15 protein-coding genes are annotated in these 13,293 nt (G+C 60.5%); 11 read left to right on the top strand and 4 right to left on the bottom strand.

The genetic code is table 11. The features are described 5' to 3' along the window. Window positions 1–53: 53 nt before the first annotated feature. From ACYU81_RS04565 to ACYU81_RS04555, 3 genes are all read right to left on the bottom strand, one after another. A complete protein-coding gene (locus ACYU81_RS04565; RefSeq protein WP_449473960.1) occupies window positions 54–464 on the bottom strand; it encodes a hypothetical protein in 411 nt (136 codons plus the stop codon). Window positions 465–940: 476 nt separating this feature from the next. Then, on the bottom strand, window positions 941–1,483 hold the full coding sequence (locus ACYU81_RS04560; RefSeq protein WP_449473959.1) for a hypothetical protein: 543 nt from the start codon (window positions 1,481–1,483) through the stop codon (window positions 941–943). A gap of 244 nt (window positions 1,484–1,727) precedes the next feature. Continuing rightward, window positions 1,728–2,357 carry a UPF0149 family protein gene (locus tag ACYU81_RS04555; RefSeq protein ID WP_449473958.1) on the bottom strand — a complete coding sequence of 210 codons (630 nt, stop codon included), beginning with the start codon at window positions 2,355–2,357 and terminating at the stop codon, window positions 1,728–1,730. 330 nt (window positions 2,358–2,687) lie between these two features. Between ACYU81_RS04555 and ACYU81_RS04550 the strand changes: the two genes are divergently transcribed. Further along, on the top strand, window positions 2,688–2,939 hold the full coding sequence (locus ACYU81_RS04550; RefSeq protein WP_460986550.1) for a type II toxin-antitoxin system CcdA family antitoxin: 252 nt from the start codon (window positions 2,688–2,690) through the stop codon (window positions 2,937–2,939). Then, window positions 2,939–3,238 (top strand): CcdB family protein, encoded by a 300-nt coding sequence (locus ACYU81_RS04545; RefSeq protein WP_460986549.1) that lies wholly within the window; start codon window positions 2,939–2,941, stop codon window positions 3,236–3,238. Before ACYU81_RS04550 ends, ACYU81_RS04545 begins: the two co-directional genes overlap by 1 nt. A 234-nt stretch (window positions 3,239–3,472) precedes the next feature. On the opposite strand, the gene ACYU81_RS04540 is transcribed toward ACYU81_RS04545, so the two are convergent. Further along, entirely contained in the window at window positions 3,473–4,156 is a 684-nt protein-coding gene (locus ACYU81_RS04540) for a TetR/AcrR family transcriptional regulator (RefSeq protein ID WP_460986548.1), read from the bottom strand. 298 nt (window positions 4,157–4,454) lie between these two features. Here ACYU81_RS04540 and ACYU81_RS04535 point away from each other — a divergent pair, with 298 nt between their 5' ends. From ACYU81_RS04535 to ACYU81_RS04495, 9 genes are all read left to right on the top strand, one after another. Continuing rightward, window positions 4,455–5,477: an amine dehydrogenase large subunit gene (locus ACYU81_RS04535; protein WP_460986547.1), complete on the top strand. Its 1,023-nt coding sequence runs from the start codon at window positions 4,455–4,457 to the stop codon at window positions 5,475–5,477. Next, window positions 5,477–5,965 carry a MauE/DoxX family redox-associated membrane protein gene (locus ACYU81_RS04530; protein WP_460986545.1) on the top strand — a complete coding sequence of 163 codons (489 nt, stop codon included), beginning with the start codon at window positions 5,477–5,479 and terminating at the stop codon, window positions 5,963–5,965. Before ACYU81_RS04535 ends, ACYU81_RS04530 begins: the two co-directional genes overlap by 1 nt. Further along, on the top strand, window positions 5,965–6,552 hold the full coding sequence (locus ACYU81_RS04525) for a thioredoxin fold domain-containing protein (protein ID WP_460986544.1): 588 nt from the start codon (window positions 5,965–5,967) through the stop codon (window positions 6,550–6,552). The genes ACYU81_RS04530 and ACYU81_RS04525 overlap by 1 nt, the downstream gene beginning before the upstream one ends. A gap of 3 nt (window positions 6,553–6,555) precedes the next feature. Then, on the top strand, window positions 6,556–7,101 hold the full coding sequence (locus tag ACYU81_RS04520; RefSeq protein WP_460986543.1) for a methylamine dehydrogenase light chain: 546 nt from the start codon (window positions 6,556–6,558) through the stop codon (window positions 7,099–7,101). Next, a complete protein-coding gene (locus ACYU81_RS04515) occupies window positions 7,098–7,547 on the top strand; it encodes a c-type cytochrome (RefSeq protein WP_460986542.1) in 450 nt (149 codons plus the stop codon). The genes ACYU81_RS04520 and ACYU81_RS04515 overlap by 4 nt, the downstream gene beginning before the upstream one ends. Further along, window positions 7,544–8,014, top strand: coding sequence for a cytochrome C (locus tag ACYU81_RS04510; RefSeq protein ID WP_449473941.1), 471 nt, complete (start codon window positions 7,544–7,546; stop codon window positions 8,012–8,014). Before ACYU81_RS04515 ends, ACYU81_RS04510 begins: the two co-directional genes overlap by 4 nt. A 74-nt stretch (window positions 8,015–8,088) precedes the next feature. Further along, entirely contained in the window at window positions 8,089–10,218 is a 2,130-nt protein-coding gene (locus ACYU81_RS04505) for a TonB-dependent receptor (RefSeq protein ID WP_460986541.1), read from the top strand. Between the two features lie 21 nt (window positions 10,219–10,239). After that, window positions 10,240–11,643: an aldehyde dehydrogenase family protein gene (locus ACYU81_RS04500; RefSeq protein ID WP_460986540.1), complete on the top strand. Its 1,404-nt coding sequence runs from the start codon at window positions 10,240–10,242 to the stop codon at window positions 11,641–11,643. Continuing rightward, a complete protein-coding gene (locus tag ACYU81_RS04495) occupies window positions 11,640–13,271 on the top strand; it encodes an AMP-binding protein (RefSeq protein WP_460986539.1) in 1,632 nt (543 codons plus the stop codon). The genes ACYU81_RS04500 and ACYU81_RS04495 overlap by 4 nt, the downstream gene beginning before the upstream one ends. Window positions 13,272–13,293: the final 22 nt, after the last annotated feature.

Below are 13,293 nucleotides of genomic sequence, written 5' to 3'. Positions count from 1 at the left end.
TGCAGGAGGCAGTCAGATGTCACAGCGCGACGATCCGCCGCGATCATGGAATCTCACCGCAATCTTCGTGAGCTCAGGCTGTTCGCAAGCGCCGCGCCCGTGCCAAGCCCGAACCTGCGCGCCGTATTCTCATAGGCCAGCTGCATCGGGGAGAAATCGGAACGCTCGTGCGGACGCCCAGCGCGGTCTGCCCTGATATCCTCAGCCTCCAGATCGACCCAGGCGTTGATGCACTGCCACATCGCCCAGCTGAATCGCTCCTTCGGCCCAGGCTTGCCCCTGAACGTCCCGTTCAGCATCTGGCTGTAAAGGTTGTGAAGCGCGCCCTCCCACCTGTAGCCGGGATTCGCTTCGAAGACCCGCGCCAGATCCGCTCTGGATACAGGTTCACCCTCTGCGAGCCTGCGCTCAAGATAGCCGGGGCTGTCGGGATGGAACAGGTGCCAGGGGCCTTGCATCATCATCGTTCTCCTTCTCGTGGAGACCGTCAGAACCATGTATCGGGTTTTCGCGACTACCAACGTTTAAACGGCACGCACATTTTTTCACGGGTCACGCCGGCCAGGATCATCTTCCCTGTTAAACCTGTGCAATTCCCTGCATCGATGGGACAAAATCCCTGCATTGGATAGCAGGGAAATCCAGCTACTGAATGGCGGTTTTCTGCGACTTTTCTGGCGCAACGATCGTCGTTTTCGCTCGAGAAAAGCAGTTTGGGCAGTTATCAGGGAAATGCAGGGAAGAGACCGGTTAGCTCAGGACTGCGTCGCGCACCATAGCTTTGGCCTTATGGGTCGAGTTTTCCCTACCAGAAGCGCTTTGAGATGGGTCCGTCGTGGGTTCCCTGTGAGAGGCAATTTGGGCTTATAATTCGGCCGGATCAAAGGAACGGGCGTTAATTCGAACCACCCCGACACTGCGCGAGCAATTCGTTTGTGGATCAAAAAAGCAATGCGAACCCGCCGATGACCATACCTGCGATGGCTGCAAAACTTACCACCAGATCGACCATGCCAGAACCCATGAGATGACCGAAGCCGCGATAGGTCTCAACACCATATTGGTTTGTGCGGGCGAAACTCCGCTTGTTTCGCCATACAATGGCCGCGATTGACAGGCCTATCAACAGCAGTGGCTTGAAATTGCCGCCCATCGGATGGAACAGCGCCGGTGGGATCAAGAAGACGTAGAAAAGTACGACAATAGCCGCCCCTATGCCGAACATCGGTGTGGTCCAACGAGCGGAACTAGGGTTTTGGGCAGTCGCTGCCGCTACAGGATGGCTTGCCACCGTCTGACTTGTCGGCCCGATTGGATAGACGTCGATCGCACGACCCTCAACTATCTCGAAATCGACGCGTTCGCTCGCCAAGGGGGCAAGGGAGCCGCGCCAATCTGCAGGGTGAAAGCGATAGCGGGTGCCGTCCTCGCCGGAGATTGCACCACCGTGAGCATCGCTGAAGCCGAGGATTTCACCCTTCATGCTATACCCCGCTTAATCTCTTCAGTCCCTCGTCAGCTCCAGAGCAGCGCATTTCCCGCGTTAGACGAGCAACTGGAATGGCGCGCGACTTGCTCCTAGTTCCATTGTCTTGCGCAGGGTAAGTAATTTGCTGATTCGTACAAGCGGGAAAAAGGTATTATCCCTAGGGCGTTAAGCAGCGGCATACGTCAAGCGAGCCAGTACCATTTTTGCCTATAAGTCCGCAAGATTGAAGGAACGGCCGTTAATTCAAGCCGCAGCATTTCTTGTATTTTTTGCCTGATCCGCAAGGGCAGGGATCATTCCGACCTACCTTTCCGCCTTTCGCAGTCATCGGCGGATTCTGATCATTCTCCAGCCGCCACTCGTGAAGCATCTGAACCCAAATGGGGATCAGGTCTGGTGCTTCGCGGTCCCAGCGGTCCTTCCTCGGGCAGCTCATGTCGGCCATCTGCGAAGGCTGCAAGTTCGGTGATCCCGGCGATCGCTGCCTTTGGCCCTTCATCATTGCTTGCGCGCGTATGCGGTTCCACCCTCGAGGGGCGAGTTTCATGGCCTTTGAGAAACCCTCAATCCAAAGCTCCCAGAGCGTTTCATTGCTTCTGGTGTCGACTTCCAGGATCGGGGCAAAGCCGGCCGGCTCGTCAAGCCCAATGAGAGTTTCATTATGATGCCGCATCACGAGGTCGAAAAAGCGCTGCAATTCCTCGGGCGCATCGAATTTGGGCGTATCTGGACCCCACACCTGCTTCATCCAGGCTGAAGGTGGCACCATGTCGGGGCTGACGATGATGCCGGTGAGAAAACCGTCTAACTCCGACAGCAACATGCCTTCATCAAACTGGTTGATCAGCAGGTCGTCGAGTTCGTCCAAGTAATCGCTCATGGAGGCGACCATAGCTCGAGGTGAGGGCGTGGTCGTCTTCCTCCGCTTTGTCTCACGCAGAACCTGCCATCTTATATGAACAGGCGGATACAAACGCCTATTGCGAAGCTGCTTTAATCCGTGAAAGCCGGAGGTTGGGGCGTAGGAACTCCGGCCACTAGAACTGGGTCGCCAGATTTGGAGGCCGAGTAGCATGCGCGCATGTCCAGTCGGTTCGCCGATAGCCTGCTCCTAGTGGCTATGTTTCGCGATCTGACATTGTTTGACGGCCTCGTTTGAAATGCGCATATATGTGCGCATAAATATGAGGAGGCTCTAATGGGCAGGCACGAGTATGATTTGGCGACGCAGGCTCGCAAGCCGACCAATGTGTCGCTGGATATAGCGCTTGTGGCTGAAGCAAAGCGGCTGGGCATCAATATTTCCCGCGCCTGTGAGGTTGGATTGGCTGAGCAGATTGCGATGGAGCGGGGTCGCCTCTGGAAGGAGGAGAATGCCGCCGCGCTAGAAAGCTCGAACAGCTATGTCGAACAGCATGGTCTGCCCTTGAGTCAGCATCGTCGGTTCTAATGGCGAAGTTTGATGTGTATCGATTGAAGCAGGGCGGTTCGTATGTTCTCGATTGTCAGGCAGACCTTCTGAGCGATCTCAACACCCGTTTGGTGGTCCCACTGTTGCCGATCAGCGAGGCTCCGAAACCCGCTATGCGATTGAACCCGATTTTGGCTGTGGAAAGCGAAAGGCTGGTAATGGCGACGCAGTTTGCAGCGAGCGTCCCGACCCGTGAACTGGGGGATGCCGTCCAATCCCTCGCTTCTGAACAAGACGTTATTAGTGCTGCGCTGGACATGCTGACTATCGGATTTTGAAAGGGCAATCGGGTCGATTATTGGGGCGGTCCGCAGGTATAGCGCAGGTCGCATTCGGACTTCGCGTCTTATCAAAATGCTTTCAATAGGAAGCGGCCCAAACGGGATTTCCGCTGCGTTTGGGTAGGGCGTGGGAAAAGGTGAAGTGCCGCCTGCTTTGATCGTAAATTGGCAGAAAAACTGGCCTCTCGCCCGATCGGTGAGTCGCCTTCGTAATGATGCCCCAAAAGGCTGTCATTCTGAAGAAGGCTGGGATCGTTGCTCAGCAGCCATTCCACAATCGTAAGTTTCGACCAGAGAAACGAACGAGTGAATGGCAATAGCTTCCAGCGTCGACATGATCGGCTCGAATGGTTTCTCGTAGCCGCTAAAAGGTGTCAGTCCTTCCATCGACGCAGAGATGAATAGAGCGATTGCCTTGCGGTCCTCAAAAGACAAATCTGGTCGCATCTCGCCTATTATTTCGGCCAGCGGCGCGCGGGCGCGTTCGTACAATTCCTGCACACGGCCCAGCACGAAACTATCGTGATTGGACAGCGCCCAAAGTTCTGGAAAAAGGTGCGTCGTTTTCTTGCTGCGAATATCCTCCAGGATTAACCGGCAGATGCGCTGCAGCCGTTCGGCGGGCGGCCCCGGCAAATGGATGATTTGGTCAAACTCCACCTCATAGCCACGGATCACCGCTTCCAGCAGTTCGCGGACCAGATCATCGCGGCTGCGATAATGATAGGTCAGGTTGCCGAACTTGATGCCGCAGTCGGTCGCGACTCGGCGCATGCTCATCGCGCGATAGCCCTCCTCAATCAGGATATTGAGGGCGGTATGGAGGATAAGCTCGCGCGTCTCGTGCCCCTTAGAATAGCCGCCATCCCGTTCCGCCATGATCAGGGCCGCGGTCCGGCCTTCCGCTTCATCCATCTGAATATCCGTTATTTTCCGTTCAATCAGGTGAACTATAGAGGTTCGTATAAATATGTCGAACGACAAATTTAGGTCACTTGACAGAATTGTTGCTGCTTATTCATAATCATCCTCAAGCGGACGAGATCCGCAGCGGGAGATTACGAACATGCGGTCCATTGGTCTGAGCTTGCTGCTTGGCGCGGCAATGCCCTTGTCAGCATCTGCCGACACCACAAAATTTCCTGCGCCCTTGCCCGAAGAAACACTGCCCAGTGTCACGCAACTGCCTGTTAATTGGCCGAAAAGTTGGGTCTTGATCCATGATCTCAACTTCGCCTCTATCCTCGATGGCAAGCTGGCGCTGGTCGATACTCGCTCGGCGGACCGGCCACTTAAGGGGCTGGTACGCGCGGCCCAGTTCGCCAATGAACTGGTAGCGCCGGATCGCGGCGAGATTTACACCGCAGAAACATTCTACAGCCGTCTCACGCGCGGGGAACGAACCGACGCCATAACCATATGGGATATGAAAACGCTTCAACCCAAGGGTGAGATCGTCCTGCCCGGTGGCAAGCGCCAGTTGTCCGTTACCTATCCCAACGTTTTCCAGTTCACCAATGGCGGCAAATGGGCGCTGGTCGCCAATTTCAACCCGGCCCAGTCGATCACCGTCGTCGATCTGGAAGGGCGCAAGGTGCTGGGGGAGATCGATCTGCCCGGCTGCACTCAAATCTATCCCAGCGGCCAGCGCGGCTTCAGCAGCCTGTGCGCCGATGGGTCGATCTTCAGCGTGACGCTGGACGAAAAGGGGCAGGCGGCCTCCTCCAGCAGCGTGGCCAGAGTGCAGGATATTGACCGGCAGCCGCTGTTCGGCACACCCGCCATGGTCGGCCGCACCGCTTGGTTCGTCAGCTATTATGGCATGGTCCAGGGCATCGACCTGTCCGGACCCGTTGCCAGGCCGCTTCCGGGCGCCTTCAGCGTCGGCAAGGCGGACGGCGGCGCCCCGCAATGGCGGCCGGGCGGCTGGCAGGTCATCGCCTCGGACGCCAAGGGGCTGCTCTATGTACTGATGAGCCCCAACGGCAAGGAAGGCAGCCACAAGGATGGCGGCACCGAAGTCTGGGTCATCGATCCGGTCAGGAAGATGCGCCTCTCCCGTATCGCGCTCAAGGGGCAGGGGCTGGCCATTGCCGTAACGCGTGAGGATGCGCCGCAACTGATCGTGGCGCGGGCGGACGGCGTGATCGACGTGCATGACGCCGCGACCGGTGCTTTCCTTCGGACCCTGGGCGCAACGGTCGCGGCCAACCCCATCGTCATCACGGTGCCATGATGGCTGCGCTTTCCCTTTTCCTCGCCATGCTGCTGGGCGTGTCGGCGCTGCACAAGGCGATTGATCGCAAGCGGCTCGGGACGGCGGCGGCGCGGCTTGTGGGGGCCACAGCACCGGCTGGACCGCTGCTGCTGATCGCGGGGGGCGTTGCGGAAACGACCGCTTCCCTGTGTCTGCTGATTGGACCACTGCGGTCGGTCGGCGCCATCATCGCGCTGCTGCTCTGGGCACTCTATGCCCTGCTGCTGCTGCGCCGCCGGGGCCAGTCGCTTGATTGCGGTTGCGACCTCGTAGCCCGGGAGCAGCTGGTCGGCTGGGTCCAGATCGCCCGCCCGGCGCTGCTCGCCGGTCTCGCAGCCCTTGTGATCCTGTTGCCCCAGGCCCCCTTCACGCTCGATGCGCCCTTCGCCTCCGCCGGCTTCCTGGCGCTCTGGTTCGGTGCGGCCGAGCTCCTTGCCATTCCCCAGCCTGTTTGGAGGAAGAACTGATGCTAACATCCCAGATATTGCTTTGGGCCGCGGTGATTGCCCAAGCGCTGCTGATTGCGGCACTCGCCCGACAGGTCGGCATCCTGCACGAACGGATCGCTCCCGCAGGCGCGCTCACCCTGCATCAGGGCGTGAAGATCGGCGAGACGGCCACGCCGATGGACCTCATCACCATCGACGACGCAAAATTGCGCATCGGCGGCAAACGCGATGGGCGCAGCCAGTTGCTCTTTTTCGCCTCACCCGACTGCCCGGTCTGCAAGTCGCTGCTGCCGGTGTTGCGCTCCGCCGCGCGCGCCGAGGCGGACTGGATCGATGTGGTGATCGCGGGGGATGGCGCTAAACCCGCCTATCGCGCCATGGCGTCCGACCATGGGCTGGTCGGCCTGCCGATCATTCTTTCCGAAGCCTTGGGCCGCGCCTTTGGCGTCGCGAAGCTGCCTTATGCCGTGCTGCTGGATGAAAATGGCAAGGTCGCCTCGCTCGGCCTCATCAACAGCCGTGAGCATCTGGAAAGCCTGTTCGAGGCAAAGGAACGCGGCGTCGCGTCGATCCAGGACTTCCTTGCCCGTCGGAAGGAGGCCTGAACCATGGACGGTTTCGACAAGCTCACCGAACGGATGGCCCGGACCGTTGCGCGCGGCACGTCCCGCCGCTCCTTGCTGGCCTGGCTTGGAGCGGGGATGACCGGCACGGCCATGCTGCCCGCCTTGCCGGTGGCGCGCGCCGCCACCCACCCCGGTGCCGCCCGGCCTGAGATGACCTCCGGCACGCCGCAGGATCCCGGCAATCCGGCGAGTTGCGATTATTGGCGCTATTGCGCGATCGACGGCTTCCTTTGTTCCTGTTGCGGCGGCACGGTCAACACCTGCCCGCCGGGCACGGAAATGTCGCCTATCACCTGGATCGGCACCTGCACCAACCCGGCGGACGGCCGCGCCTATATCATCAGCTATAATGATTGTTGCGGCGTGTCCTCCTGCGGCCAGTGCCTGTGCAATCGCAATGAAGGCGACCGGCCGCAGGTCCGGCCCCAGTCGAACAACGACTATAATTGGTGTCTGGGAACCGAAAGCAGCATCTACAATTGCTCGGTTGCAGCGATCGTCGGCACGGCTCTGGAGCAACCGAAATGAAGATCGCCGTGGGACTGGCCTTGCTAATGACGGCAGGGATAGCGCAAGCGGCGCAGGATGGCGCGACCATCTATAATCGCTGCGCTGCCTGCCACACCCGGACCGGCGCTGGCGTACCGGGCGCCTATCCGCCGTTGGGGCGCGATTTCCGTACCCTGGCCGCCAAGCCGGGTGGCCGCCGCTATCTGGCGCTGGCTGTAATCAAGGGACTGAACGGCCCGATCAGCGTCGAGGGCAAGGCCTATCGCGGCATGATGCCGGCGCAGGGCGGGCTGGACGATGCTGGAGTGGCGGCAGTGCTCAACCATGTCGGCGGGTCGATCGCCAGCATCGGTCCCGTTTTCAAGCCCTTCACCGATCAGGAAGTGGCCGGATATCGGGTCGGCGGCAAGGCGCTGAACGCCGCCGATGTCGCGAAGCTCCATGAAGGGGCGGGCGGCAAGTGAAGCTCGTCCTGCTCGCTTTGGCAGGCCTTGTCGCATTATCCGCGACCTTGGCGGCTGGAGCGAGCGAGCGAGCGATGCCGGGCGTCGTCAATCCGCGTCAGGCCCATCAAGACTATATTTTGAAATGCCAGGGTTGCCATAGACCGGACGGAGGCGGCGACGATCGGTCCAATCCGCCGATGCGCGGCATAGTCGCCCGTTTTCTGATGGTGCCGGGCGGGCGGGCGTTCCTCGGCCAGGTGCCGGGCGTCGCCACGGTCGATTTGGACGACCGGCGATTGGCGGACCTCGTCAACTGGACACTTTACACTTTCGACGCAGAGCATCTGCCAATCGATTTCAGGCCTTATTCCGCCACGGAAATCGCTGCCTTGCGCCGCAACCCCCTGCGACTGGATCGCGTCGCTACAAGAGAGCGACTGGTGGCAGGGTTCGAACATGCAGGAATGGAACAGGGAAAACCATGATTGGAGTATAATCGATGGGGGAAGTATATACAGGGTTGGTAGCATGCGGCTGTGCGGCTTTCGCAGGTCTTGGCATGATGAATCCGGCGTTCGCGCAGGATGACGCGCAAGGCGAAATCGTCGTTACGGCGGCCAAGCGGTCGGAAAATGTACAGTCTGTCCCGATTTCTGTAACCGCCATAGGTGGTGATATGTTGGCAAAGTCGCGCGTCAGCAGCGTCGACAGCCTGGTGACGAAGGTCGCCAATCTCCAGCTCACCTCCATTGTAGGCGACAATACGCCGATCTTCGCGCTGCGTGGCGTGTCCATGTCCGACTATAGCCTCAACCAGTCGAGCCCGGTCGCCACCTATTATGATGAAGTTTATAAAGGCAATTTCGCCTTTCTTGGCGTTGCCATGTACGATCTCGAACGGGTCGAGGTGCTGCGCGGGCCGCAGGGCACGCTCTATGGCAAGAACACCACGGGCGGCGCGGTCAACATCATCAGCCGGGAAGCGAAGCTGGGTGAAACCAGCGGTTATGTGAACGTCGGCTATGGCAATTATAACCGGTTCGAGGCGAACGGCGCGGTCAATGTGCCGCTGGGCGAGAAAGCCGCCCTGCGCGTGGCGGGCACCTTCGCCAGGGCGGACGGCTGGTTCAGAAATGTCGAGCCCGGCATGCCGGACCTTGCCAGCACCCGCGAATATGCGTTTCGCGGAACGCTGAAGGCCCAGCCGGTCGAGGGGCTGACTTTCGTCCTGCGCGCCTCCACAAGTTTCCAGAACCCGCAAAATTACGGCATCTATGCCCAGCCCGAAGCCAACCATCCGCCCGGTCTGTCGCGATGGGAGATTGCGTCCGACGTATCCACCCGCCGCCGCGCCCGCACGACATCGGTGGCGCTGACCACCAATGTCGATCTGTCCGATGCGATCGCGCTGACCAGCATCACGTCCTATGACAAGGGCACGCTCTTCTTCCGCGAGGATACGGACGGCACGGCAACCAAGCTGCTGGAAATCCCCTATTATGACAAGGCCAGCCAGTTCGCACAGGATTTGCGCCTGACCAGCGACACGGGCGGTCCATTCGACTTCATCCTGGGCGTCTATTTCAACCGGGAAAAGGTCTTCAACCGCACCGCCTTCGAGATTGCCACCGATGTCGACGTGAACGCGGACGGCGCCATCGACGCACAGGATTGTGCCGATGGCCTGCCGCTGGCCTGCAAGGTCCAGAACCAGTTCACCCAGGTGAAGAAGAGCGTCGCTGTCTATTCCGACCTCAAATACAAGATCGGCGAGGCGGTGACGCTACGTGGCGGCCTGCGCTATACCCATGATACGGGCCGACAGAACGGCTTCATTTCGCAGGCGCTGGGTGTCGACGACAGCGTCGTCGCGACCCTGATCCCGCTGTCCGACCTGCGCTTCAGGAAAAACAATTTCTCCGGCAAGATCGGCCTCGACTACAAGCTGACCGACGGCAACCTTCTCTATGCCAGCGTCAGCCGTGGCTATCGCGCGCCCAGCTTCAATGCTCAGGCCTTTTTCGATCCGTCCGAACTGTCGGTGGCCAAGGCGGAGCAGGTGACATCCTATGAAGTCGGCGCGAAGACCCAGTTCTGGGATCGCCGCATCACGCTAAACGTTGCCGGTTTCTATTATGATTACAAGAATCAGCAGTTCATCAACGTAGATCCGTCCAGCGCGGCGCAGACATTGCTCAACATCCCCAAGTCGCGAATCTATGGTGGCGAGGCCGAACTGACCGTGCGGGCCGCCGACATGCTGACCATGCGCGCGGGCTTGGGCGTGTTGTCTGCGAAGATCAAGCAGGGCACGGTCAGCGGCGTCGATGTGGGTGGCAATCGCCTGTCCAACGCGCCGAGCCTGACGCTCAACGGCGGGATCGACTGGACGGTTGCGCAAGGCGGCTTCGGCAGCCTCTCCTTCCACCCGGAAGTCGCCTATCAGTCGAGTCAATATTTCGAGGTGGTGAACATCCCCCGTCTGAAGCAGAAGGGCTATGCCCTGCTCAGCGGCCATATCGACTGGGAGAGCGCGAACGGGCGCTTCAATGCCTCGCTCTGGGCGAAGAACCTCACGAAGAAATTCTATTTCACCTCGCGCGTGGACCTGCTCGCGGGCTTTGGTTTCGATTATAATCACATTGGCAATCCGCGGACATATGGTGTGACGGTTGGCGCGAAATTCTAAAGACAGCGCAAGGAGAGGATAATGGCGGACTATAAGCTGCTGATTGGCGGCGAACTGATCGATGGCGACCTCCAGATGGAGGTCGTCAACCCGGCGACGGGCGAGGCGTTCACCACGGTCGCGCGCGCTTCGGCTGCCCAAGCGGATCAGGCGATCGCGGCGGCCAAGACAGCGCAGCCCGGCTGGGCGGGGGTGCCCTATGCCGAGCGGCAGGCGAAGCTGGTCGCGCTGGCCGATGCGGTCGCGGCCAACGGCGCGGAACTGGCGCGACTATTGACGCAGGAACAGGGCAAGCCGCTGCCCGAAGCGCAGGGCGAGGTCGCCTGGACCGAAGGTTTTCTGCGCCATTATGCGACCCTGGAATTGCCGGATCGCGTTATTCAGGATGACGCAGCGGGCTATATCGCCGTCAAGCACAAGCCGCTGGGTGTGGTGGTCGGGATCATCGCCTGGAACTTCCCGCTGCTTGTCGCCTGCTGGAAGATCGGGCCGGCGGTTCTGGCGGGTAACGCCATCGTGCTGAAGCCCGCACCGACCACGCCCGCCACGGCGCTGGCGCTGGGAGCTTTGTGCAAGGAGATTTTCCCGGCAGGGGTCGTCAATATCATCACCGACGCCAATGATCTGGGGCCGCATCTGACTACCCATCCCGATGTGGCCAAGATCGGCTTCACCGGCTCCACCGCGACCGGCAAGCGCATCGCCGCCAGCAGTGCCGATGGGCTCAAGCGCGTGACGCTGGAACTGGGCGGCAATGATCCGGCAATCATACTGGAAGATGTCGATGTCCGCGAAACGGCGAAGGCGATTTTCGGCAATGCCTTCCTGAATTGCGGACAGGTGTGCCTGGCGGTGAAGCGCGCCTATATCCACGCCGATATTTACGACGCCATGTGCGAGGAACTGGCGGCGCTGGCGCAGGCGGCGATCGTGGGCGACGGGCTGGAACAGGGCACGCAAATAGGGCCGATCCAGAACGCGATGCAGTTCGAGAAAGTGAAGAGGTTCCTCGACGCCGCCAGATCCGACGGCAAGATCGTGGCAGGGGGACAGGCGATGGAGCGGGCCGGTTATTTCATCGCGCCGACCATCGTGCGCGACGTGACCGACGGCATGACGATCGTGGACGAGGAACAGTTCGGCCCGATCCTGCCGCTGATCAAGTTCGACGATGTGGAGGATGTGATCGCCCGCGCCAACGCGTCCGACTATGGGCTGGGCGGATCGGTCTGGTCCGCTGATGTGGCGCGCGCCGCCGACATCGCGGCGCGGATCGAAAGCGGGCAGGTCTGGGTCAACCAGCATATCGCCATCGGCCCGCACATCCCCATGGCGGGTTTCAAGAATAGCGGGCTGGGCGTGGAACAGGCCGAGGAAGGGCTGGCGGAATATACCCAATTGCAAGTCATCAACATCAAGCGATGAGCGGCCTGTCGATAGCGCGGGGCGCCACCGACGTCCCGCTGCTGGAAACCACCATCGGTCAGGCGTTGCTGAAGGTCGCAGCGGAGCATGGTGACGGCCTCGCGCTGGTGTCGCGACACCAGTCCATCCGCTGGACTTGGGCGCAATTAATTGCACAGGTCGATTCTGTAGCCACTGGGCTGCTGGACCTTGGCATCGGCAAGGGCGACCGCGTCGGCATATGGGCGCCCAATTGCGCTGAATGGACAGTGATCCAGTTCGCGACGGCGCGGATCGGCGCCATCCTGGTCAACATCAATCCTGCCTATCGCGCCAGCGAAGTCGAATATGCACTGAACAAGGTCGGGTGCAGCCTGCTGGTCACCGCGCCCCGATTCAGGAGCAGCGACTATGTGGCGATGCTGCGGGACATCGGGCCGGACCGCCTCCCGGCGCTGCGCCAAGTGGTCGTGCTGGGTGACGAAAGGCAGCAGGACTTGTTGAACTGGTCCGATCTGCATGCGGAGGCCGACCCCGATCGTCTGACCCTGATCGAGGCGACGCTCGACCGCAATGATGCGATCAACATCCAGTTCACCAGCGGCACCACCGGCCAGCCCAAGGGTGCGACGCTGACCCATCGCAACGTGCTCAACAATGGCTATTTCTCGGCCCGCACGATGCGTCTCACCGCCGCCGACCGGCTGTGTATCCCGGTGCCGCTCTATCATTGTTTCGGCATGGTGCTGGGCAATATGGCGGCGCTGACCAGCGGCGCGGCGATGATCTATCCCGGTGAAGCCTATGATCCTCGGCTGGTGCTCGACACAGTGCAGGCGGAAGGTTGCACGATGCTGCATGGCGTACCGACCATGTTCATCACCATCTTGAACCAGCCGGATCTGGACGCATTCGACGTATCGACGTTGCGCACCGGCATCATGGCGGGATCGCCCTGTCCGGAAACGGTGATGCGGCAGGTGATGGACCGGCTGAACCTGACCCAGATCACCATCGGCTACGGTATGACCGAAACCAGCCCGCTCACTACCCAGACCGCGACGGATGATCCGTTGGAGGAACGGGTGACCACGGTCGGCCGCGTTCACCCCCATGCGGAGGCGAAGGTCGTCGGCCCCGATGGCGCGATCCTCCCCATCGGCCAGCAGGGCGAATATTGTTCGCGCGGCTATGCCGTGATGCTGGGCTATTGGAACGATCCTGACCGCACTGCGGAGGCGATCGACCCCGACGGTTGGATGCATTCGGGCGACCTGGCGACGATGGACGCGCGGGGCTACGTCCGCATCACCGGCCGCATCAAGGACATGATTATTCGCGGTGGTGAAAATATCTATCCGCGCGAGATAGAAGAATATCTACTTCGTCACCCCGCCGTCGCCGACGCGCAGGTGTTCGGCGTCGCCGACGCGAAATTCGGTGAAGCGGTCTGCGCCTGGATCATCGCCAAGGCTGACGCCACCCTGTCGGAACAGGATGTTCAGGACCATTGTCGCGGGCACATCGCCCACTACAAGGTTCCCCGCTACGTGCGCATCGTCGAGCGGTTCGAGATGACTGTGACGGGCAAGGCGCAGAAGTTCGAGATGCGGGCGATCATGGAACGGGAACTGGGTCTTGGGGTCTGAACACAGCGGCCCACAGGCCTAT

Source organism: Sphingobium sp. TomTYG75, from assembly GCF_054771635.1.
Note: the sequence above shows the minus strand (reverse complement) of the source record. Positions and strands in the feature narration are given on the sequence as shown.

Excerpts from the sequence above, each read along its gene's own strand:
- ACYU81_RS04545 (WP_460986549.1), top strand. The coding sequence starts at position 2,939 with ATGGCGAAGTTTGATGTGTATCGATTGAAGCAGGGCGGTTCGTATGTT.
- ACYU81_RS04565 (WP_449473960.1), bottom strand. The coding sequence starts at position 464 with ATGATGATGCAAGGCCCCTGGCACCTGTTCCATCCCGACAGCCCCGGC.
- ACYU81_RS04530 (WP_460986545.1), top strand. The coding sequence starts at position 5,477 with ATGGCTGCGCTTTCCCTTTTCCTCGCCATGCTGCTGGGCGTGTCGGCG.
- ACYU81_RS04505 (WP_460986541.1), top strand. The coding sequence starts at position 8,089 with ATGATGAATCCGGCGTTCGCGCAGGATGACGCGCAAGGCGAAATCGTC.
- ACYU81_RS04540 (WP_460986548.1), bottom strand. The coding sequence starts at position 4,156 with ATGGATGAAGCGGAAGGCCGGACCGCGGCCCTGATCATGGCGGAACGG.
- ACYU81_RS04560 (WP_449473959.1), bottom strand. The coding sequence starts at position 1,483 with ATGAAGGGTGAAATCCTCGGCTTCAGCGATGCTCACGGTGGTGCAATC.
- ACYU81_RS04515 (WP_460986542.1), top strand. The coding sequence starts at position 7,098 with ATGAAGATCGCCGTGGGACTGGCCTTGCTAATGACGGCAGGGATAGCG.
- ACYU81_RS04525 (WP_460986544.1), top strand. The coding sequence starts at position 5,965 with ATGCTAACATCCCAGATATTGCTTTGGGCCGCGGTGATTGCCCAAGCG.
- ACYU81_RS04495 (WP_460986539.1), top strand. The coding sequence starts at position 11,640 with ATGAGCGGCCTGTCGATAGCGCGGGGCGCCACCGACGTCCCGCTGCTG.
- ACYU81_RS04520 (WP_460986543.1), top strand. The coding sequence starts at position 6,556 with ATGGACGGTTTCGACAAGCTCACCGAACGGATGGCCCGGACCGTTGCG.
- ACYU81_RS04500 (WP_460986540.1), top strand. The coding sequence starts at position 10,240 with ATGGCGGACTATAAGCTGCTGATTGGCGGCGAACTGATCGATGGCGAC.
- ACYU81_RS04550 (WP_460986550.1), top strand. The coding sequence starts at position 2,688 with ATGGGCAGGCACGAGTATGATTTGGCGACGCAGGCTCGCAAGCCGACC.